We start from the raw sequence: 18171 nt of genomic DNA, 5'->3' as shown, positions 1-18171 counted from the left end.
GTTCACAGACCCAGTTCGCCCAGGCTCGGATGCTCGTCCGGCCGGCGGCCCAGCGGCCAGAAGAACAACCGCGCGGACTCGGCGATGGGCAGGTCGTTGATGCTGGCAAAGCGCCGCCGCATCAGGCCCTCCTCGGTGAACTCCCAGTTCTCGTTGCCGTAGCTGCGGAACCAGTGGCCGGAGTCATCGTGCCATTCGTAGGCAAAGCGCACCGCGATGCGGTTGCCCATGAAGGCCCATAACTCCTTGATCAGCCGGTAGTCCAGCTCGCGCGCCCATTTGCGGGTGAGCAGGCCATGCACCTGATCGCGGCCGACGGGGAACTCGGCGCGGTTGCGCCAGACGGTGTCGTCGGTGTAGACCCCAACGACGCGGTCCGGGTCGCGGCTGTTCCAGGCGTCTTCGGCGAGGCGCACTTTCTGGACGGCCGATTCGGCCGTGAACGGGGGCAGTGGCGGCTTCATGGTTTCAATAAGTCTTGTAGGGCAGGAACTTGCCGCTCATGACGATGCTGACGCGGTCGCCGGCTGCGTTCGGCTCGCGCTGCAAGTCCATCTTGAAGTCGATGGCGCTCATGATGCCGTCGCCGAACTCCTCGTGGATCAGCTCCTTGAAGGTGCTGCCGTAGACGCTGATCAGCTCGTAGAAGCGGTAGATCAGCGGGTCGGTCGGCACACTGGTCGGCAGGCTGCCCTTGTAGGGCACGACCTTGAGCCACTGGGCCTCGGTCTCGGTCAGGTCAAAGTGCACGGCCAGCTTGGCGGCCTGCTCGTCGTTGAAGGTCATCTGGCCGAGGCAACCGGCGGTGACCCATTCCTTGCTGAGGCCGATGTCGACGGCGACGTCGGCCCACTTGATGCCTTTGGCCACCTTGGTGGCGATGATTTTTTCGGTGACGTCGAGGCGGCTCATGCGGTGCTCCTGTGGATGGCGGGGTTGGTGTCGAGGGAAATGACTTCAGCGGTCTGCAAGCCGGGGCGAACTTCCGGAGGGTGCTCGGGCGCGCGGCCGTGGGACAGCGTGGCGCTGCGCTCGACAAGGAAGTCGACGAGGTGATTGCGTATGCGATAGAACTGCGGGTCGTGGTGCAGCGAGGCGCGCTGCCGGTCACGGCTCATCGTGTTGACGACGACCTCCGCCACGCGCGCCTGCGGGCCGTTGGCCATCAACAGGATGCGGTCGGCCAGCAGGATGGCCTCGTCCACGTCGTGCGTGATCATGAAGACGGTCTGGCGCGTGGCGGCGCAGATCTTCAGCAGCTCGTCCTGGATGGTGCCGCGCGTCAGCGCATCCAGCGCGCCGAAGGGCTCATCCAGCAGCAGCATGCGCGGCTCGATGGCAAAGGCACGCGCGATGCCCACGCGCTGCTTCATGCCACCGGAGAGTTGGCTGGGCTTCTTGTCGAGCGCAGGCGTCAAGCCGACCAGGGCGACGTACTTCTGCACCTGTGCATCCACCTCGGCACGCGACCAGTTCGGCCACTTGCTGCGCACCGCGAAGGCGATGTTCTGGCGCACGGTGAGCCAGGGCATCAGCGCATGGCCCTGAAAGACGACACCGCGCTCCAGCCCCGGCCCGATCACCTCGCGCTGGGCCATGAAGACATGGCCCTCGCTGGCCTGCTCCAACCCGGCCAGCACATTGAGGATGGTCGTCTTGCCGCAGCCGCTGTGGCCGATGATGCAGACGAACTCGCCTTCGGTCAGCGTGAAGTTGACGTTATCGAAGACGGTCGCATCGCCGTAGCGCTTGGCCAGGCCTTGCACTTGAACGAGTTCAGTCGACATACGTGATCGCCTTCTGGGCGCGGGCAAACATCAGGTCCAGCGCCATGCCGACCAGGCCGATGACGAGGATGGCGAAGATGACGTTGGGCAGGCTGAGGTTGTTCCACTCGTTCCAGACGAAGTAGCCGATGCCCGTGCCGCCGACGAGCATCTCGGCCGCGACGATGACCAGCCAGGCAATGCCCATGCTGATGCGCATGCCCGTCAGGATGGTGGGTGCCGCCGCCGGCAGGATGACCTCGAAGGCACGGCGCAGGGGGCTGACCTCCAGCGTGAGCGCCACATTCAGCCACTCGCGCCGCACGCCGGCCACGCCAAAGGCGGTGTTGATCAACATCGGCCACAGGCTGCAGATGAAGATGACGAAGATGCCGCTCGCGGCCGAGTCCTTGATTGTGTAGAGCGCCAGCGGCATCCAGGCCAGCGGCGAGATGGGCTTGAGCACCTGGATGAACGGGTCGAGCGCCTTGTAGATCAGCGGGCTCATGCCGATGACGAAGCCCAGCGGGATGGCGACCAGCGCCGCGAGCAGATAGCCCACGCCCACGCGGCCCAGCGAGTAGGCCAGTTGCAGGCCGATGCCCTTGTCGTTGGGCCCGCGGTCGTAGAAGGGCTCGGACAGGTGGTGCAGCACCGTGCTGCCCATCACTGCCAGCGTCGGGAAGCCGCTCTTGGCCGCGACAGGCGTGGCGTCGACCGGCTTGCCCATCAGCTGGGCGTACTCGATCTGCTCGGGCGTCATGGCGGCTGTCGGCGCCGCCTGCATGCCGCCCAGTGTGGCCAGATGCCACAGGCCGAGCAGGCAGCCGAGCAGCAGCAGCGACAGCAGGCCGGCGCGGAAGTTCAGGGATTTCTGCATGTCAAGGTTCCCGCGCAAGCGGCTTGAAACAAAGCCACAGAGGCACAGAGAGAGCGGGATGCAGGCACGGTCCGAGCACCTCTGTGCCTCTGTGTCTCTGTGGCTTTGTTCATGGACTGTGGCGACAAGATCGGCGTCATGTCAGGCCCGCTTGATGGCGAAGCTGTTGACGTAGGCATCAGCCTTCGCCGGGTCGAACTCCTTGCCCATGACCTTGAACTTCGGATAGCCGCCCGCTTTGTCGTCCGGCACGGCCATGCCCAACGCCTTCATATGCTTCCTGGCATCGGTCAACAGGAAGACCTTCTCAGCCACCTGCTTGTAGTTCACGTCGCCCTTCAGGTAGCCCCAGCGCTTCATCTGCGTCAGCATCCACACGGCCATGCTCTGCCAGGGCATGGGGTCGAAATCGGCGCGGTCGGGTACGACCTTGACGTTGCCCAGACCATCGGCGAACTTGCCCGTCAGCACCTGGGCAATCACCGTCTCGGGCTGGTTGAGATAGGCCTGCGGGGCGATGACCTTGGAAATCAGCTCGCGGTTCTTGGCCTCGCGCGCCATGGCGGCGGCGGTCAGCACCGCGCGGTAGAGCGCGATGAAGGTGTTGGGATTCTTCTGGATGAACTCGGTGCTGGTGCCAAAGGCGCAGCAGGGGTGGCCGTTCCACAAGTCCTTGGTCAGCAGATGGATGAAGCCCGCCTCCTCGTAGACCGCGCGCTGGTTGAAGGGGTCCGGGCCGAGGAAGCCGTCGATATTGCCGGCGCGCAGGTTGGCCACCATCTCGGGCGGCGGCACGACGCGGATCTGGATGTCGCGGTCCGGGTCCAGACCGGCCTCTGCCACGTAGTAGCGCAGCAGGAAGTTGTGCATCGAGTATTCGAAGGGCACCGCGAACTTGAAGCCCTTCCACATCGCCGGGTCACGCTTGTCCTTGTGCTTCACGCTCAGCGTGATCGCCTGGCCGTTGGTGTTCTGGATCGTCGCCACATTCATCGGCGTGGCCGGAGCGCCCAGGCCCAGGCTGATCGCCAGCGGCATCGGCGACAGGAAGTGCGTGGCGTCGTACTCCTTGTTGATCATCTTGTCGCGGATGAGCGCCCAGCCCGCCGTCTTCACGACCTCCACGTTCAGCCCCTGCTTCTCGTAGAAGCCGAGCGGCTTGGCCATGATCAGCGGCGTGGCGCAAGTGATGGGGATGAAGCCGATCTTCAGATCCTTCTTCTCCAGCGGGCCTTTGTCCTGGGCCATGGCCTGCAGGCTGGCCAGCGGCAGCACGCTGCCGATGGCGGCCATCGCCGTGTTGCGGCCGACCGCCCGCAGGAAGCGGCGGCGCAGTGCGTCCTGCGGGAACAGCGCCTTCACCAGCGTGGCCTCGACGAAGCTGGCGGATTCGGCCTCGAACTCGGCCGACTGAGCACGGGTGCGCAGCTCGGCGGCCGCATGGTCGGCAGCGCTGGCGTGCTGGCCGCAGGCGCAGTGCATCAACAGGGGCCGGTCAGCGTCGTAGGGATCGTGGGTCATCGAGTGCTCCTGGGGATGGGAGCGACTCTAGGAATCGGCGCGGACTAGCGGAATCGTGGTGGGCGGCGAGTTTTTGTAGGGGTGGAACTACGAGGGAAAACGTGGGGCTGATAGGGTAGACAAGCGCACGCAGCCTGTCACCGCGTGGTCGCTTGGCTACTTTCCAGACCGCGCAGTCAATCGGGCACTTTTTCGGTCAACTCGATTGAGGATCAAACACGGCTTGGCCGATAAGCATCGAAACGTGCCCCTTCCTCGGCTTATCAAACTGCACGAGCCAAACACGTTCTGCGTTCGCTGGCTCGGTTGGCTTATCTACAGCCACATCGAATTCCAAGCACACCTTGGCGTGGAACTTCAGTACTCCCCAAACATAAGCGTAGTCTGTAAGGAATGTTTCGCGTGACCTTCTCAGGCGTTCGACCGTCTCCGACCTTTTTGCCGGGGAGAACGGGTTGTCAGCATGAAGGTTTTCGCCAGCTCGCTCATGAATATCTATGAGCTTCGTCAGCTCCACGACGTAGGAAGTCCTATCCAGGCGCAAACGCCCTCTCTCATCCCGGTCCGCGTGCTCCGCAAGAGAGATCGGCAAAAAGTGTGGCGATATCTTCGCCAGCTCCGGCAGGATCTTGTTTACCTTGCCATCTCGCGTGTAATCGGGATTATTAAGGACTTCGGCGCGAAGGGCCGCGTATCGCTCCTGATCGGCAGTAATGCCACTGAATGCCATCACTTCGACAACCGTACGCAGTTGGAGCCACAGGAATTCGTTATCGAGCTCCGTCCGGACATTCTTCGGCTTCGTCGAATCGATGATTCGGTTTATAGCAGCGAAGCGAACGGAAATTTCCTGCATTTGTCTTAGATATCTGGCATCAGCTTCGTTCATGCTGGGATGCTACCGAACGATTACTTATCAATCCATCCCATTAACCTACCCAGCTGTATCGCCAAACGGGACAGGCCGCTGGCATCATCAACCGCTCCCGGAAGCCCCCATCGAGAGCCCACCGATGCCTCAAGCCACCGAACGATCCATCTGCTGGTCACCCACATGGAGCCCAGGTTTCGAGACCGTCGGCCTCGAGCATCTCCTGTTGAGCGACGGCGGCGCAGACAGCGTGCTGCTGGCGATTGATAAATCGGGAACGCCCATCCGTCTCCACTATTCGATCCGGTGGGACGACACATACCGGGTGCGAGAGGCGGATCTGCAGGTCCGGACCGACGCCGGGACAAAACACATGCACCTGCGGTCAGACGGCGCAGGCCAGTGGACGGACGCCGAAGGTCATGCGCTGTCGGCGCTGGAGGGATGCATCGACATCGACATCTGGCCGACGCCGATGACGAACAGCCTGCCACTCTGGCGTGCGCAACTCCAGGTAGGCGAACGGCGCGAGTTCCGGATGGCGTGGATATCGGCGCCGGACCTGACGCTCGAACTGAAGCCGCAGGCGTACACGCGGCTGAGCGAACGGCGCTATCTGTTCGAAAGCCTAGACAAGACGCAATTCAAGGTGGAGCTTGAGGTGGACGAGCATCAAATCGTGTTGGACTACCCGGAGCTGTTCCGCCGCGTCCTCAAGGCAGGCTGAAGCGCCATACCTCACCAACTGCCAGCGACCGCGAAAGAACGCTCCGCATGGCACCGCACCTGCGCGGCGAGCGCGCTCTCGATGGACAGGACTGTAGACACGGCTTGCTCCTCAAGGCGCGGCGATGCCCTCGATGCGATCAAGGCGCACGATGATCTTGCCGAAGGTCTGGCTCTTCAGCTCGACCCCACAGGCCCGGCTCGATGCGGGTCACGGCGTCGCCGATGGCCTGGCCGGCCACGTAGAGCGTCACGCCACGCTTGTCCTGCTGTGCGGCGGCCAGCGCCTGTTCGATGCCGCGCGCGGCGTCGGTGGCGCACGCAGTTCCCGCCGCGAGAGAGAGCGTGAGTGCGGCCAGCACATGGCGGGCTGAGGTGGCGCGAAAGCGTCGTGAAAACATGAGGCTGCTCCTGGTGAATGGACTGCACTGTGCCCACCGCGGGTCGCCGGGCCGTTTCAGGCACCGCGGGCGTTTGTTTCATTTCTGGCGCGACGCCGCCGCCACGCACTCGCCTCCTGCAAACCCGAATCACGCCACGACACAGCCGCGCTGCTGTCGATCCAGCCCCGGCTCGTTCGTCTTCATGGTGAGACTGCGGCATCGTTCCGCACCATAAAGGACCCGCCATGCCCTCCTGGACAAACGCTCTGCGCGAGCACTACCGCTGGGTCATCGTCGCCGCCGGCGGCCTGCTGGGCTGCGTGGCCATCGGCGCCCTCTTCTCGCTGCCCGTGCTGCTGCGGCCCATCGCGCTGGACACGGGCTGGTCCACCACCGGCATCTCCGCCGCGATGACCATCGCCTTCGCGGCGATGGCGATCGGCAGCATGGCCTGGGGCACGTTGTCGGACCGCATCGGGCCGCGCGCCGTCGTCATGGCGGGCTCGCTGTTGTTGATCGCGGGCTTGGCGCTGGCCAGCCTGGCGACGTCGCTGCTGGCCTTCCAACTGCTGTTCGGCGCGGTCGTCGGTCTGGCCGCCGCAGCGATCTTTGCGCCGCTGATGGCCTGCGTGACCGGCTGGTTCGACACGCGGCGCAGCCTGGCCGTGTCGCTGGTGTCAGCCGGCATGGGCATGGCACCGCTGACGATGTCGCCGCTGGCCGCCTGGCTGGTGCAGGCGCAGGACTGGCGCAGCACGCTGCAAATCATCGCGGCGGTGGTGGCGGCCGTCATGCTGCCGGCGGCGATGCTGATTCGGCGGCCGCCCGCGCTGGCCCAGGCCGCAGCGGCAGCCGAAGCCGGCGCCGTGCACGAGCCCGGCATGACGGTCGGCCAAGCCCTGCGCTCGGCGCCCTTCCTGATCCTCGTGCTGACGAGTTTCCTGACCTGCGCCACGCACTCGGGGCCGATCTTTCACACGGTGAGCTATGCCGTCACCTGCGGCATCCCGCTGATGGCGGCGGTGTCGATCTACAGCCTGGAGGGGCTGGCCGGCATGGGCGGGCGCCTGGTGTTCGGGCTGCTGGGCGACCGCTTCGGCGCGGCGCGCACGCTGGTGCTGGCGCTGCTGGCGCAGGCCGTCGTCGTGCTGGGCTATGTGCAGGCGCGCGAGCTGGGCAGCTTCTACGCGGTGGCCGCGCTGTTCGGCTTCACCTATGCCGGCGTGATGCCGCTGTTCGCGGTGATCGCGCGCGAGAACTTCCCGCTGCGCATGATGGGCACCGTGATCGGCGGCACAACGATGGCCAGCAGCGTCGGCATGGCGCTGGGCCCGGTGCTGGGCGGGCTGATCTTTGACGCGACGTCCAGCTATACGTGGCTGTTCATCGGGGCGTTTGCGCTCGGCATCTGTTCCTTCCTGTCGGCGCTGGCGTTCATGCGGCTGCCTCGACGGCCGTCGGTGGCGGCAATGGCGGCGTGAGGCCATCCCCTGAGGCTTCCTGACGTCGTCATTTATAAGTATCAATTTCGATACCTGTACGGTGCAGAGTATTAAATAAGATACCCTGCACGCTGTGAACGACTTCGAATCCACCGTCAAGGCCATGGGCGCCAGGCTCAAGGAGATGCGCCAGGCGCGCGGGCTGCGGCTGGTCGACGTCGCCGAGCGCGCCGGCATTCCACGGCTGAAGGTCATCCACGTCGAGGCCGGCCGCCCCGGCGTGGCGGTCGCGTCTTATGCCCGCGTTGCGGCGGCGCTGGGCGCGCAGTTCCAGCTGGTGCCAGCGCAGCGGCCGACGCTGGAGGAGATTGGCGCCTTGATGGGCGATGAGCATGTCTGAGCGCGCGCCGGCGGTGCTGGTGACCACGCCACAAGGCCTGGCCGGGCGCCTGCAGCGGGAAGGCGAGTACGTCTTCGCGTTCGACCCTCAAGCCGGCGACCTGGCAGTGCCGGCTCTGGGCATGCCTCGCCGCATCAAGCCCTATCTGCACAAGTCGCTGCACCCGGTCTTCCAGATGAATCTGCCGGAAGGCTATGTGCTGGAGCAGTTGCGCCAGCGCCTGGCCAAAACGACCGGCATGGACCCGCTGCTGCTGCTGACTGTCATCGGCTCACAGGTACCGATCGGGCGGCTGCGCTTCTCGGCCGAGGGTGCGGCGCCCGTGCCGCAAGCGCCGGGCGAGAGCTTGGCGGAGCTGCTGGCCAGCAAAGGCTCGAAGGACATGTTCGCGCGGCTGGTGGACACCTACCTGACGCGCAGCGGCCTGAGCGGCGTGCAGCCCAAGGTGCTGGTGCCCGAGGCGCAGGCCGGTCTTCCCTCGGCCGGGTACAAGGCCTCGCTGCCCACCTCCGAGCTGATCGTGAAGTCGGGGCTGGGCGAGTTCCCCGGCCTGGCCATCAACGAGTTCTTCTGCATGAGCGTGGCCAGGCGCGCGCGCATACCGGTCCCAGAGTTCTACCTGTCCGAGGACGGCGAATTGTTCGTGATGCGCCGTTTCGACCGCCCTGCCGACGGCCGCATCCTCGGCTTCGAGGACATGCTGGTGCTGGCCGGGCGCGATGCCGACCAGAAGTACGTCGGCAGCTACTCCCAGGCGCTGAAGCTGCTGAGCCTCTACTGCAGCCCCGAGCACTGGGCCGCCGCGCGCACGCAGCTGTTCGACATGGTGGCGCTGTCGTGCATCCTGGGCAACGGCGACGCACACATGAAGAACTTCGGCGTGCTGTATGAGCAGGTGAGCGGCGAGGTGCGCATGGCGCCGGCCTACGACATCGTCTGCACCCGGCTCTACATCCCCGAGGACACGCTGGCGCTGGAGCTGATGGGCAACAAGAGTTTCTTCGCGGCGCGACAGGGGCTGCTGGACTTCGGCCACCGCTGCGACATCCCGAATGCGAAGGTGCACGCTCGCCTGGTGGCGCTCGCCGAGATCACGCTTCGGGCGTTGGATGACCTGGCGCCGTTCGTCGCGAAGCTGCCGGGGCTGGATGAGATCGTCCGGCAGGAGGCCAGGCGATACGTCGAGACGTTTCGCCGGTAGCGGCCGCGCGCCACCGGCAAGCCTGCGCTTTTAGGGTAAATACCTCCCTCAAACAGGGGGACATCGCGATGTTGCAACGCAGCAAGCACCGGTGAGTTGGGCACTAGCATCCGCGCATCTTTTTACTAAACAGGAAAGCCCAATGCTCAGCTCCGCAATCAAGTCCTTCCTACTCGGGTCGGCTGCGGCAATCTCTCTGGCTGCGCCCGCCGGGGCCGCCACCATCGTCCTGCACGACATCGGCGGCGCCGCTCAGGTGACCGGCACGCAGGCCGAGGCCGGCTTCAAGATCGCCGCCAAGTATTGGGAATCGGTACTGACCAACAGCGCCACGATCGAGCTGAACGTCGGTTACGGCGGGCTGCCCCCGGGCGTGCTGGGTTCGACCGGCTCCAGCCTGATCGATTTCGTGCCGATCAGTAGTTACTACGCCCTGCTGGACGCCAACAAGACCAGCGCGCTGGACACCCTGGCCCTGGCCAACCTGTCGCCATTGAATGGCAATGGCGGCGTGTCGGCCCTGGTGCCGGCCTATCTGGCGCCGGCCACCAGCACCGGCATCGACATTGCCGGCGGCACACGGCTGGCGCCTGACGACGCCATCAACAGCACGCTGGCCCTGACCACGGCCAACGTCAAGGCCCTGGGCATCGACCTCGGCCCCAGCTTCATCGACGGCACCATCCAGTTCTCCAACGAGTTCGCCTTCGACTTCAATCCGACTGACGGCATTGCGGCTGGGACCTACGACTTCATCGGCGTGGCCATCCACGAGATCGGCCATGCGCTGGGCTTCGTCAGCGGTGCCGACGACTTCGACTACTCCGATGGCTACGACGGCACGGTCGACGATGCCTGGTGGGCCTACGGCCTGGACATGTTCCGCTACAGCGCCGCGGGTCAATTGAACTGGGCGCCGAACCAGGCGTCCTACTTCTCGGTGGACGGCGGCGTCACGGCCCTGTCGGGCGGCTACTTCTCGACGGGCGAAACCACCGGCGACGGCAACCAGGCCTCGCACTGGAAGCAGCCCGACCAGGCCACACCCTGCAACGATTTCCTGGGCATCATGAATCCCTACATCTGTGGCGGCAAGATGGATTCGATCACCGCGCTGGACCTCGCGGCCTTTGATGCCATCGGCTGGAACGTGAGCATCGATGTGCTGGCCAATCCCGCCTACGCGCTGACGACCGCACAGGTCTACGAGCAGTTCGCCACGCCTGAGCCGGCGACTTGGTCGGTCGCCCTGCTGGGCCTGTTCGCCGCCGGCCTGGTCACGCGCCGCCGCAAGAAGCAAGGCTGAGCCTCACGCCGCTTCGGCGGATCGCCCCGGTGGCAGCGCGTGCAGGGCACGCGGCTGCGCCGGGGCGATCTTCATGGGGCCATCCTCGGGCAAGCGCGCGGTGCTATCGGCGCCACGCTCTTGCGTCGCAGCGGCGCCATCAGCCCCCCGCAGCACCCGTGCAGCCCGGCTCTGCCCGTTCCCGCCTCATCGGCGAGGCCGCACTGCCCCTGGACGAACTTCCTCTTGGCGACGATGCGCAACTGCCTGCGCCAGTGCGCGAACCGGCGCTCCGCGTGAAGTGCCAGTCGCCCACCGCGTCGGTCGGCCGGGTGAATTTGGGGTGATCCCAGAAGTTCACCAGAACCGCCACCACGGGCGTTGCGCGGCTCCGGGCAGGCTGCCGGTCGGGTTGCCGATCTCTATCGTGTGCTCACGCTCATCCGTCGGGTTCCAGCCGCTCTCGATCAGTTCGGCGAGGTATTGCATCGTGACGCGCGCCTGGTAGCCCTCGTCGCGGCGGGTGGCGCGGCTCGCGTCTGCAGCGAGCAGGGCCTTCACCCGCGCGTGGCAGGCTTGGCCGCCATGCTCGATGCGGACAAGCCACGAAACCCCGGGCACGCTCGGGCCGTCGGGCTGCTTGAAGTGCGCGGCGAGCGCGCTTTCGATGGACATCGGGTTCGACACGTCGTGCTCCTCAAGGCGCGGCAATGCCGTCGATGCGATCCAGGCGCACGATGATCTTGCCGAAGGCTTGGCTCTTCAGCTCGACCCACAGGCCCGGCTCGATCCGCGTCACGGCGCCGCCGATGGCCTGGCCCGCCACGTAGAGCGTGACGCCGCGCTTGTCCTGCTGCGCGGCGGCCAGCCCCTGTTCGATGCCGCGCGTGGCGTCGGTGGCGCTCGCGGCGCCGGCTGCCAGAGACAGCGTGAGCGCGGCGAGCAGGTGGCGCGCGGTGCGCGCACGGAAATTGGAGATCGGCATGGGTTTCGTCCTGAATCAGAAGTGGTGAGCGTTGATTTTTCTGCGCGCCGGTCGCAATGGCGTTGCGCGCGGCGCGTCTTCGCGTTTCGTTTGTTGCAAGCCGGGCTCAGGGCCCGACGCGCTTGTCGTTCAGCAACTGAAGGGCACGCCTCAGCTCAGGCGGGGGCTCGCGCCCGGCTGCGGTTTCCTCGGCGATCTGGCTGGCAAGCTCGCTGCCCACCGTCCGGCCGTCGGGCCGCGCGCGCGCCGTGTCGCCGCGCAGCTCGATCAGGATCGCGAGCAGGTCCCAACGGCGGTAGATCGCCAGCTGCACCGCCAGCGGGTTGTCGTAGGAGCTGCTGTTCAGGTCGAGGCCGTGGCTCGCGAGCAGGCTGAAATTGGCGGGCGTGACGCTGCTCATCACGCCGAACACGAGCGGCTCCTGGGGCGAGACCTTCAGATTGGCATCGGCGCCAGCCGCAAGCAGCAAGGTCAGCAACGCCGAATCGAAGCGAACGCAGGCGACCGGCAGCGCGTCGTTCGCCTGCGCGCCCAGCGCCAGCAATGCGCGCACCACGGGCAGTTCGTTGCCGTCCGAGATGCGGGTGTCGGGGCTGTCGACGGCGAGGCGCATCAGTGTCATGTCCCGGCCCGGCGTGTTGACGTCCACCGTGGCACCGATGCGCATCAGCGTCGCCACATCGCGCTGCACGACCGCAGCGCCCATCTGGCGCATCGCGTCGCCCTCGAAGTAGCCCACGCCCTGGCGGTTCGCCTCGATGCGCCGGTCGATCGTCCAGCCCTCGACCTGCGTCTTGGCGAACCACAGGCCGGGCACCACGACGATGAACAGCGCGATCGACTTCATCGGCCAGCCGGCGCTGAAATGGAACAGCAGCATGGCGGCGCCGAGCACGACGGCCGGCACGAGCACGAAGAAGAACATGCCCATCGCCCGGCCGCCGTCCTGGCGGCCGCCGCTGTCCTGCAACGCGATGGCAAAGAAGATGGCGAGCAAGGCCGCGTCGAGGATGGCGATGCTCCAGAAGACCTGGCCGAGCCGCATCATTTGGCGACCCCCACGCGCTGGCCGGACTTCCAGCCACCCGACTTGTCCTGGGCATCGGCCGCCCCTTGGTCGGCCGCTTCAACCACGAAGGTCGCAGGATCGGCGCCGACGACTGGCTGCCCCTGATGCCACACATGGCGCGCATCGGCGGCGTAGTCACGCCCGAGCACGCGCAGCGCGGCCGGGTCAGCGCCGCGCAGCGTTCGCACGGCACGGCGTGGGTAGCCGGTCGAGTCCGATGATGCCGCGTCGCGGTAGCCGTAGTAGGCGTTCGCGCGATCGCGGGCGTAGGCGGTGTCGCGTGCGTCGATGCTCTCGAAGCTCGGGCCGTGGCTGCCGGGGATCTCGACGCGGGCGTAGTAGCCGCGCTCGGCATCGTGTGCGAAGTCGCCGCCCAGCGGCTCGAAGCTCGCCGGGTCGCGCACCTTGAACGGCACGCCGCTGATGTAGACACGATGCTTGTCGCGCGCATAGCCTTCACCGAGCGAGACGTAGGTGGCCGCGTCGGCGCCCTCGATCTGCACGATGCGCAGGTGCTGGGCGGTCCAGTACTCCTGCGCCTTCCGGTAGGTGTCGCAGTGGTAGACGTTGCTGCGGTCGCGGGCCTCCGTCTGCGAGACGACAGTGAAGCTCGCGCCGTCACTGTCGTCGATCACGGCGCCACGGCAGTAGCCGCGCAGCTTGTCGCGCGCAAAGCGCTCGTCGAGCGGTTCGAAGCTCGCCGGGTCCTGCGGGGTGAAGGACGCATCGCCATGCATCCACTGGCCGCTGCTGCGGTGGTAGTTCGCCCTGTCACAGCCGACAAGTCCGAAGACCGCGAGCACGACAAGGAGCCAGGTCGGCCAGATAAGACGAGAGCGCATGCAGGTACCAATTGTTCGAGCAACGACAGTGTGGCCGCCGCAGGTCGCAGAGGCGTTTCACGGCAGGCTCCCGCATGTTTCATTTGTTGGCGTGCAACCAATGAAACAAGACGGCGCGCGGATGAAACGACGGAACAACGAGAGCTGCCGACAGCCGTGCCTGCTACCCCCACTTCAGACAAGTTCTTTCATGTCCGCCTTCCCCTCCCTCTCCACCCTCGCCTTCATGCTCGTCACGACGTTCTCGGTCAACGCCCACGCAGAAGCCTCCGAGGCGAGCGCGTTGTCGGCGGTCACGGTTGCCGATCGGCGGCAGGCGCAGGCGTGGATGCTGATGAAGGGCTACGCGCCCACGCCGCTGAAGCTCGGCCCGCTGAAGCGCCTCGGCGCGCGGGCCACGGCCGCCAACGTCGCGTTTGACGACCACCCGAACGAGAAGCGCTTCGCGGATCGGATCGAGACGGTGACGGTGGACTCCGTCTTCGCCTGGCTGCAGCGCAGCGGCCTCGGCCATGCCCCCGTGACTATCCGTGGAGGCCAGTCATGATCGGCGCCGCCGTCAGCATCGGCGGCTTGCTCGCTGCGGGGTTTGCATTCGGAATGCCTGCGTCCCGCCAGGGCCAGCGTGGCCCACGGGCGCATCAAGGCGTTCATCGTGCTTGCCGTCATCGCCTTCCCGGTTGTGACGCTGCTGCTCGCGAAGCTATTCAGCAGCGACCTGCTCGGCTGGGTGTTCGGCCTGACCTTAATGGCGGGCCTCGCGATGCTGCCCTGCGCGGCGATCTTCTACCTCGGTCTGCGGCTTGGGTCACGCGGCAGAGCATCGACCCACGCAGCAGCCGTGAATCTGACAGTGCGGATCGAGCGCGGGACCGTTCACGCCAGCGACGACGCGCCTTCCCGGCGCATCACCGTGCCACCGGGCACGACGCTGCGCGCGCTGGTGGCGTTGGCCCTCGAAGACCTCAGCAACGCCCGCATCGCGGGAGGCAAGGCGACGTGGATCGTCGAGTCCTCCGGCGCCGGTGCAGGCGCGGCACTTCAACCGATTGCGGTGTGCGCTCAGCAATGGACAGGCGTGAGATTCCTGATCCCCGCCGACGGCTCGGTCGCCGCCCACTTCGGCGCCACGCTGCCGCGCCTGAACTTGCGCTATCGCGGCCAGGACGATCCCGAGGACGCCCTGGCCGCCCTGCGCCAACTGGCTTAAGCGCTCGTCGCCGTGGCGCGCGTGATCTGCACCAGCACTTCGCCGACGCCGGCAAACACGTGGCGCGACTGCTGGCCGATGCGGATGTCATGCACGCCGGTGATCATGCCCGTGGAGATGACGTCGCCGGCCCGCAGGATCTCGCCTTGCTGGGCACGCTTGTTCAACGTGAAGGCCAGCGCGCCGAGTGGCCCGGGCTTGATCGTGACCTTGCCGGTGCCGACCGACTGGCCGTCGATGAAGGTCTCGACGGCGATGGTTTCCAGCTCGCGCCAGTTGGCGATCTCGGCGCCGACGACGACGCCCCAGTTGTTGCCGAAGTCGGAGATGACGGCCCCCGGGCCGATGTCGTTCAGCGTGGCGAGCGGGCTGCTGGCCACTTCCACGCCGATGTGCATGGACGCCACCAGCGGGATGACGGACTCCGCCGTCCAGTCGCTCTTGCCTGCTGGCGAATCCGCCGCGACGACGATGACGACTTCCGCCTCGACGGCCGCGAACCCACCGTCGAAGACCGGGCATTGCGCCGTGCCGCCCGGCTCCACGTGATGGACGTTGGGCGCGAACGCGGGGCCGATCAGGCGCTCTTCCGGGAACTGCGTGGCGAACGCCGGGTTGACGCGCGCAACCTTCCAGCCCTTGACCGCGGCGGGCCAGCGCGCAATGGCGGCGGCCTGGATCTCGTAGGCCTCGGCCAGCGTCGCGGGCGGCGTGCCCGGATAGCTGTCGAACGAGCGGCCAGCGGCGCGTGCGGCGGTGAAGGCTTGCGCAATGGTTTGAGGATCGGTGCGGGTGGTCAAGGCAGGTCCTTCACGCCCTGGGCGCGTCGTGTTGAATGCGGCGGCAATTTACCGCGAAGCGCCCAGCCCCGGCTCTGCATCTTGGGAAGTGCGGCTCACGCAGGCGCAGGCGTTCGGCTCGCTGGCCCGCGACACACCTTTTGACGGATATACGCCTTAGGCGTACATTCCAAGCATGCTCACCGTCGTCGAGAGCCCCATCTTTCAGAAGCTCTGGCCCCGGTACTGGGACGAAGACGAGCGCGCCGAGTTCGCGTCCTTCATTGCTTTGAATCCCGAGGCTGGCTCCGTTGTCAGAGGCTCGGGCGGCGTCCGCAAGGTGCGCTGGGTACGCGAAGGGACGGGAAAGTCTGGTGGCGTGAGGATCGTCTACCTCGCCCGCAACGAAGCCGGCGAGGTCTACCTGCTCACGCTGTATGCCAAGTCCGAGTCAGAGAACATCTCGCTCGGCACACTCAAGGAGATCCGTCGTGCCCTCGAAATCTAAAAAGCTCAGCCCTGCCGACATCGCTGCGTTTGAGGCAAAGCGAGACATTGGCGCGGAGATCCTGCAGTCCATCAAGGACATGAAAGCCGGCAAGGGCAAGGTGGTGGTCTCGACGGCCACGCAAGCCAGAGAAGCCACCGGCCTGTCTCAATCTCAGTTTGCTGACCTGCTGGGTGTCTCGGTCCGCACGCTGCAAGGCTGGGAGCAGGGAAGGAAGCAGCCAAGCGGTGCAGCACGCACGCTGCTTGCAATCGCCCGCACGAATCCGAAGGCCGTTCTGGCAGTCTCGGCGCAGTAGACAGCCGCAGCGTGCCGAACACCCCGTTCAAGCGGAGCTGCCCTTTCCGGGCAGGGCCAACCGGCTGACTCGCAAGCGGCTACCCGGCGCTCCCCGCCCCCTCCATCCGCACCGCAAACAGCGCCAGCTCCACGTCGTTGCGCACGCCGATCTTCTCCAGCACGCGGGTGCGGTAGGTCGACACGGTGTTGGGCGACAGCACGAGCTGCTCGGCGATCTCACCGACGCTGCGGCCGGCGGCGAGCAGCTTGAAGACCTGGTACTCGCGGTGCGACAGCAGCTCGTGCAGCGGCTGCTCGTCGTCTGCGCGCTTGCCACCCGCACCCACGGCACCGGCCAGTTGCTCGGCCACGCTGGGCGTGATGAAGAGCCGGCCGCGCGCCACGCTGCGCACCGCGTCGATCATCTGCTCGCTGTCCGCGCTCTTGTTCAGGTAGCCCGCCGCGCCGAGCTTCAAGCTGCGCACGGCGTACTGGCGGTCCGGGTAGGTGGACAGCATCAGCACCGGCAGCTTGGGGAACTCGGACTTCAGCGCCTTCAGGATGTCCAGCCCGTCGCGCTGCGGCATGGCGATGTCCAGCAGCACGACGTCGACGCCACCCGCGCGGACCTGCTGGATGGCATCGGGCCCATTGGCCGCCTCGCCGACGACGCGCAGGTCCTCGGCCTCGGCCAGCACCTGCTTGATGCCTTGGCGGACGATGAGGTGGTCGTCGCAGATCAGCACCCGAATGGTCATTGCTCGGTCTCCAACGGCATCACCAGTCTCACAGTCGTGCCCCGCCCGGGAAAGCTCTCGATGCCCAGCCGCCCGCCAAAGTGCCCCGCCCGCTCGCGCATGCCGAGCACACCGTAGCTGCGCGCGTCGGTCAGCGCCTCGGGCGCGGCGCCCACGCCGTCGTCGCGCACCTGCAGGTAGAGCACCGGCCCCGGCGGCGCATCCACGTCGATGCGGATGGCGACGTGGCTGGCGCGCGCATGCCGGGCGATGTTGGACAGCACCTCCTGGAAGATGCGGAACACGGCGATGGCCAGGCCCCCTTCCGGCGCGGCGACATCGGCCGCCACATGTATCTTGAAGTCCACCTGGCGCTCGTCACTGCCGGCGAGTTGGAACTCCTGGGCCTGCCACTCCAGCGCCGCCCACAGGCCTTGATGGTCCAGGATGCTGGGGCGCAGGTCGGTGATGATGCGGCCGACGGCCTCGACGGCGGTGTCCACCAGCCCGCCCATGCGCTGGCATTTGCCCACCATGGGTTCGCGCTGGGCCGGGTCACCCACGCGGCGGGCCAGCCAGTCCAGGTCCATCTTCAGCGCCACGAGCAGGGAGCCCAGTTCGTCGTGGATCTCGCGGGCGATGCGCTTGCGCTCGGTCTCGCGCACGGCCTCCAGGTGGTGGGCCAGTTCGCGCAGCTCGGCGGTGCGGCCGGCCACACGCAGCTCCAGTTCGTCATGGCTGGCGCGCAGCAGCGCCTCGGCCTGGCGGCGGGCCGAGATGTCGACGAAGGTGACCACGGCGCCCTGCACCTCGCCGTGCTCGATGACCGGGTAGCTCGAATACTCGGCGGGGAAGTGGCTGGCGTCGGCCCGCCACAGCACCTCGTCATCGATGCGGCAGGGCTCGCCGCGGCGGAAGGCGTTGAAGATGGGGCAATCGCACTCGGGGTAGTGGGCGCCGCTTTCGCGCGAATGGTGGATCAGCTCGTGCATGTTGCGGCCCAGCACTTCATCCGTGCGCCAGCCCAGGGCCTCGCAGGCAGCGCGGTTGACGAAGGTGCAGCAGCCGGCCATGTCGATGCCGAAGATGCCTTCGCCGGTGCTTTCCAGCAGCAGCGAGGCGGTCGAGGGGTGGTCAAGGGCAAAAGGCATGCTCATGAGATTAAGAGCCTATCCGTAAATAATGTTTATTGTCAGCGGCACCTTGCGGAACGCGATGATCGCTGCGGCGATGTGGTTGAGCGCGAGGAAGCTGCGATCGAGTTTCTCGTATCGCACGAGCAGCTTG

22 protein-coding genes and 2 pseudogenes are annotated in these 18171 nt (G+C 66.4%); 9 read left to right on the top strand and 15 right to left on the bottom strand.

Annotated features, from left to right (window positions below; genetic code table 11):
• Positions 1 to 2 precede the first annotated feature (2 nt).
• The 6 genes from ABIS05_RS06335 to ABIS05_RS06310 form a co-directional block, all read right to left on the bottom strand.
• Positions 3 to 464 carry a nuclear transport factor 2 family protein gene (locus ABIS05_RS06335; protein ID WP_348014192.1) on the bottom strand — a complete coding sequence of 154 codons (462 nt, stop codon included), beginning with the start codon at positions 462 to 464 and terminating at the stop codon, positions 3 to 5.
• A 4-nt stretch (positions 465 to 468) separates the two neighbouring features.
• Complete coding sequence (gene cynS, locus ABIS05_RS06330) at positions 469 to 912, bottom strand: cyanase (RefSeq protein ID WP_348014191.1); 444 nt, start codon at positions 910 to 912, stop codon at positions 469 to 471.
• Positions 909 to 1787: an ABC transporter ATP-binding protein gene (locus ABIS05_RS06325; RefSeq protein WP_348014190.1), complete on the bottom strand. Its 879-nt coding sequence runs from the start codon at positions 1785 to 1787 to the stop codon at positions 909 to 911. The genes cynS and ABIS05_RS06325 overlap by 4 nt, the downstream gene beginning before the upstream one ends.
• The gene (gene ntrB, locus ABIS05_RS06320) at positions 1777 to 2646 is read right to left on the bottom strand and encodes a nitrate ABC transporter permease (RefSeq protein WP_348014189.1); all 870 of its coding nucleotides are present in this window, start codon (positions 2644 to 2646) and stop codon (positions 1777 to 1779) included. The genes ABIS05_RS06325 and ntrB overlap by 11 nt, the downstream gene beginning before the upstream one ends.
• Positions 2647 to 2787: 141 nt before the next feature.
• Positions 2788 to 4167 carry a CmpA/NrtA family ABC transporter substrate-binding protein gene (locus ABIS05_RS06315; RefSeq protein WP_348014188.1) on the bottom strand — a complete coding sequence of 460 codons (1380 nt, stop codon included), beginning with the start codon at positions 4165 to 4167 and terminating at the stop codon, positions 2788 to 2790.
• A 196-nt stretch (positions 4168 to 4363) separates the two neighbouring features.
• Entirely contained in the window at positions 4364 to 5056 is a 693-nt protein-coding gene (locus tag ABIS05_RS06310; protein ID WP_348014187.1) for a hypothetical protein, read from the bottom strand.
• A gap of 124 nt (positions 5057 to 5180) precedes the next feature.
• On the opposite strand from ABIS05_RS06310, the gene ABIS05_RS06305 reads away from it, so the two are divergent.
• Positions 5181 to 5765: a putative glycolipid-binding domain-containing protein gene (locus tag ABIS05_RS06305; RefSeq protein ID WP_348014186.1), complete on the top strand. Its 585-nt coding sequence runs from the start codon at positions 5181 to 5183 to the stop codon at positions 5763 to 5765.
• A gap of 139 nt (positions 5766 to 5904) precedes the next feature.
• Here the strand turns inward: ABIS05_RS06305 and ABIS05_RS06300 are convergent, their stop codons facing one another.
• Positions 5905 to 6165, bottom strand: a complete 261-nt coding sequence (locus ABIS05_RS06300) for a hypothetical protein (protein WP_348014185.1) — start codon at positions 6163 to 6165, stop codon at positions 5905 to 5907.
• 227 nt (positions 6166 to 6392) lie between these two features.
• On the opposite strand from ABIS05_RS06300, the gene ABIS05_RS06295 reads away from it, so the two are divergent.
• The 4 genes from ABIS05_RS06295 to ABIS05_RS06280 all read left to right on the top strand — a co-directional run bounded on the left by ABIS05_RS06295 (position 6393) and on the right by ABIS05_RS06280 (position 10496).
• Positions 6393 to 7628, top strand: a complete 1236-nt coding sequence (locus ABIS05_RS06295; protein WP_348014184.1) for an MFS transporter — start codon at positions 6393 to 6395, stop codon at positions 7626 to 7628.
• 94 nt (positions 7629 to 7722) lie between these two features.
• Positions 7723 to 7989: a helix-turn-helix transcriptional regulator gene (locus ABIS05_RS06290; protein WP_348014183.1), complete on the top strand. Its 267-nt coding sequence runs from the start codon at positions 7723 to 7725 to the stop codon at positions 7987 to 7989.
• Positions 7976 to 9190 carry a type II toxin-antitoxin system HipA family toxin gene (locus ABIS05_RS06285; protein ID WP_348014182.1) on the top strand — a complete coding sequence of 405 codons (1215 nt, stop codon included), beginning with the start codon at positions 7976 to 7978 and terminating at the stop codon, positions 9188 to 9190. Before ABIS05_RS06290 ends, ABIS05_RS06285 begins: the two co-directional genes overlap by 14 nt.
• A gap of 142 nt (positions 9191 to 9332) precedes the next feature.
• Entirely contained in the window at positions 9333 to 10496 is a 1164-nt protein-coding gene (locus ABIS05_RS06280) for an NF038122 family metalloprotease (RefSeq protein WP_348014181.1), read from the top strand.
• 336 nt (positions 10497 to 10832) lie between these two features.
• Here ABIS05_RS06280 and ABIS05_RS06275 read toward each other — a convergent pair whose 3' ends face one another.
• From ABIS05_RS06275 to ABIS05_RS06260, 4 genes are all read right to left on the bottom strand, one after another.
• Entirely contained in the window at positions 10833 to 11162 is a 330-nt protein-coding gene (locus ABIS05_RS06275; RefSeq protein WP_348014180.1) for a hypothetical protein, read from the bottom strand.
• A gap of 10 nt (positions 11163 to 11172) precedes the next feature.
• The gene (locus ABIS05_RS06270; RefSeq protein WP_348014179.1) at positions 11173 to 11460 is read right to left on the bottom strand and encodes a hypothetical protein; all 288 of its coding nucleotides are present in this window, start codon (positions 11458 to 11460) and stop codon (positions 11173 to 11175) included.
• A gap of 106 nt (positions 11461 to 11566) precedes the next feature.
• The gene (locus tag ABIS05_RS06265) at positions 11567 to 12508 is read right to left on the bottom strand and encodes a hypothetical protein (protein WP_348014178.1); all 942 of its coding nucleotides are present in this window, start codon (positions 12506 to 12508) and stop codon (positions 11567 to 11569) included.
• Positions 12505 to 13371: a DKNYY domain-containing protein gene (locus ABIS05_RS06260; protein ID WP_348014177.1), complete on the bottom strand. Its 867-nt coding sequence runs from the start codon at positions 13369 to 13371 to the stop codon at positions 12505 to 12507. The genes ABIS05_RS06265 and ABIS05_RS06260 overlap by 4 nt, the downstream gene beginning before the upstream one ends.
• 250 nt (positions 13372 to 13621) lie before the next feature.
• On the opposite strand from ABIS05_RS06260, the pseudogene ABIS05_RS06255 reads away from it, so the two are divergent.
• Together ABIS05_RS06255 and ABIS05_RS06250 are read left to right on the top strand one after the other, a co-directional pair.
• Positions 13622 to 13918: pseudogene (locus tag ABIS05_RS06255) on the top strand (DUF2145 domain-containing protein); the annotation flags it as partial.
• A gap of 108 nt (positions 13919 to 14026) precedes the next feature.
• Positions 14027 to 14581, top strand: coding sequence for a hypothetical protein (locus ABIS05_RS06250; RefSeq protein ID WP_348014176.1), 555 nt, complete (start codon positions 14027 to 14029; stop codon positions 14579 to 14581).
• On the opposite strand, the gene ABIS05_RS06245 is transcribed toward ABIS05_RS06250, so the two are convergent.
• Entirely contained in the window at positions 14578 to 15381 is an 804-nt protein-coding gene (locus ABIS05_RS06245) for a hypothetical protein (RefSeq protein ID WP_348014175.1), read from the bottom strand. The two genes, ABIS05_RS06250 and ABIS05_RS06245, sit on opposite strands and share 4 nt — an antisense overlap.
• A 175-nt stretch (positions 15382 to 15556) precedes the next feature.
• On the opposite strand from ABIS05_RS06245, the gene ABIS05_RS06240 reads away from it, so the two are divergent.
• A complete protein-coding gene (locus ABIS05_RS06240; protein ID WP_348014174.1) occupies positions 15557 to 15868 on the top strand; it encodes a type II toxin-antitoxin system RelE/ParE family toxin in 312 nt (103 codons plus the stop codon).
• The gene (locus ABIS05_RS06235) at positions 15852 to 16166 is read left to right on the top strand and encodes a helix-turn-helix domain-containing protein (RefSeq protein ID WP_348014173.1); all 315 of its coding nucleotides are present in this window, start codon (positions 15852 to 15854) and stop codon (positions 16164 to 16166) included. The genes ABIS05_RS06240 and ABIS05_RS06235 overlap by 17 nt, the downstream gene beginning before the upstream one ends.
• Positions 16167 to 16245: 79 nt before the next feature.
• Here the strand turns inward: ABIS05_RS06235 and ABIS05_RS06230 are convergent, their stop codons facing one another.
• From ABIS05_RS06230 to ABIS05_RS06220, 3 genes and pseudogenes are all read right to left on the bottom strand, one after another.
• Positions 16246 to 16905, bottom strand: coding sequence for a response regulator transcription factor (locus ABIS05_RS06230; protein WP_348014172.1), 660 nt, complete (start codon positions 16903 to 16905; stop codon positions 16246 to 16248).
• The gene (locus ABIS05_RS06225) at positions 16902 to 18035 is read right to left on the bottom strand and encodes a PAS domain-containing sensor histidine kinase (RefSeq protein ID WP_348014171.1); all 1134 of its coding nucleotides are present in this window, start codon (positions 18033 to 18035) and stop codon (positions 16902 to 16904) included. Before ABIS05_RS06225 ends, ABIS05_RS06230 begins: the two co-directional genes overlap by 4 nt.
• A gap of 18 nt (positions 18036 to 18053) precedes the next feature.
• Positions 18054 to 18171, bottom strand: a pseudogene (locus tag ABIS05_RS06220) (IS5/IS1182 family transposase); the annotation flags it as partial.

The sequence above is a fragment of the Roseateles sp. genome, from assembly GCF_039929605.1.
Lineage (GTDB): Bacteria > Pseudomonadota > Gammaproteobacteria > Burkholderiales > Burkholderiaceae_C > Pelomonas.
The sequence above is the reverse complement of the archived record's forward strand: the minus strand, read 5'-3'. Positions and strand labels throughout refer to the sequence as shown.

What these genes read in the sequence shown, in the direction of transcription:
- ABIS05_RS06335 (WP_348014192.1), bottom strand. Translation starts at nt 464, where the DNA reads ATGAAGCCGCCACTGCCCCCGTTCACGGCCGAATCGGCCGTCCAGAAA.
- cynS (WP_348014191.1), bottom strand. Translation starts at nt 912, where the DNA reads ATGAGCCGCCTCGACGTCACCGAAAAAATCATCGCCACCAAGGTGGCC.
- ABIS05_RS06325 (WP_348014190.1), bottom strand. Translation starts at nt 1,787, where the DNA reads ATGTCGACTGAACTCGTTCAAGTGCAAGGCCTGGCCAAGCGCTACGGC.
- ntrB (WP_348014189.1), bottom strand. Translation starts at nt 2,646, where the DNA reads ATGCAGAAATCCCTGAACTTCCGCGCCGGCCTGCTGTCGCTGCTGCTG.
- ABIS05_RS06315 (WP_348014188.1), bottom strand. Translation starts at nt 4,167, where the DNA reads ATGACCCACGATCCCTACGACGCTGACCGGCCCCTGTTGATGCACTGC.
- ABIS05_RS06310 (WP_348014187.1), bottom strand. Translation starts at nt 5,056, where the DNA reads ATGAACGAAGCTGATGCCAGATATCTAAGACAAATGCAGGAAATTTCC.
- ABIS05_RS06305 (WP_348014186.1), top strand. Translation starts at nt 5,181, where the DNA reads ATGCCTCAAGCCACCGAACGATCCATCTGCTGGTCACCCACATGGAGC.
- ABIS05_RS06300 (WP_348014185.1), bottom strand. Translation starts at nt 6,165, where the DNA reads ATGTTTTCACGACGCTTTCGCGCCACCTCAGCCCGCCATGTGCTGGCC.
- ABIS05_RS06295 (WP_348014184.1), top strand. Translation starts at nt 6,393, where the DNA reads ATGCCCTCCTGGACAAACGCTCTGCGCGAGCACTACCGCTGGGTCATC.
- ABIS05_RS06285 (WP_348014182.1), top strand. Translation starts at nt 7,976, where the DNA reads ATGAGCATGTCTGAGCGCGCGCCGGCGGTGCTGGTGACCACGCCACAA.
- ABIS05_RS06280 (WP_348014181.1), top strand. Translation starts at nt 9,333, where the DNA reads ATGCTCAGCTCCGCAATCAAGTCCTTCCTACTCGGGTCGGCTGCGGCA.
- ABIS05_RS06270 (WP_348014179.1), bottom strand. Translation starts at nt 11,460, where the DNA reads ATGCCGATCTCCAATTTCCGTGCGCGCACCGCGCGCCACCTGCTCGCC.
- ABIS05_RS06265 (WP_348014178.1), bottom strand. Translation starts at nt 12,508, where the DNA reads ATGATGCGGCTCGGCCAGGTCTTCTGGAGCATCGCCATCCTCGACGCG.
- ABIS05_RS06260 (WP_348014177.1), bottom strand. Translation starts at nt 13,371, where the DNA reads ATGCGCTCTCGTCTTATCTGGCCGACCTGGCTCCTTGTCGTGCTCGCG.
- ABIS05_RS06240 (WP_348014174.1), top strand. Translation starts at nt 15,557, where the DNA reads ATGCTCACCGTCGTCGAGAGCCCCATCTTTCAGAAGCTCTGGCCCCGG.
- ABIS05_RS06230 (WP_348014172.1), bottom strand. Translation starts at nt 16,905, where the DNA reads ATGACCATTCGGGTGCTGATCTGCGACGACCACCTCATCGTCCGCCAA.
- ABIS05_RS06225 (WP_348014171.1), bottom strand. Translation starts at nt 18,035, where the DNA reads ATGCCTTTTGCCCTTGACCACCCCTCGACCGCCTCGCTGCTGCTGGAA.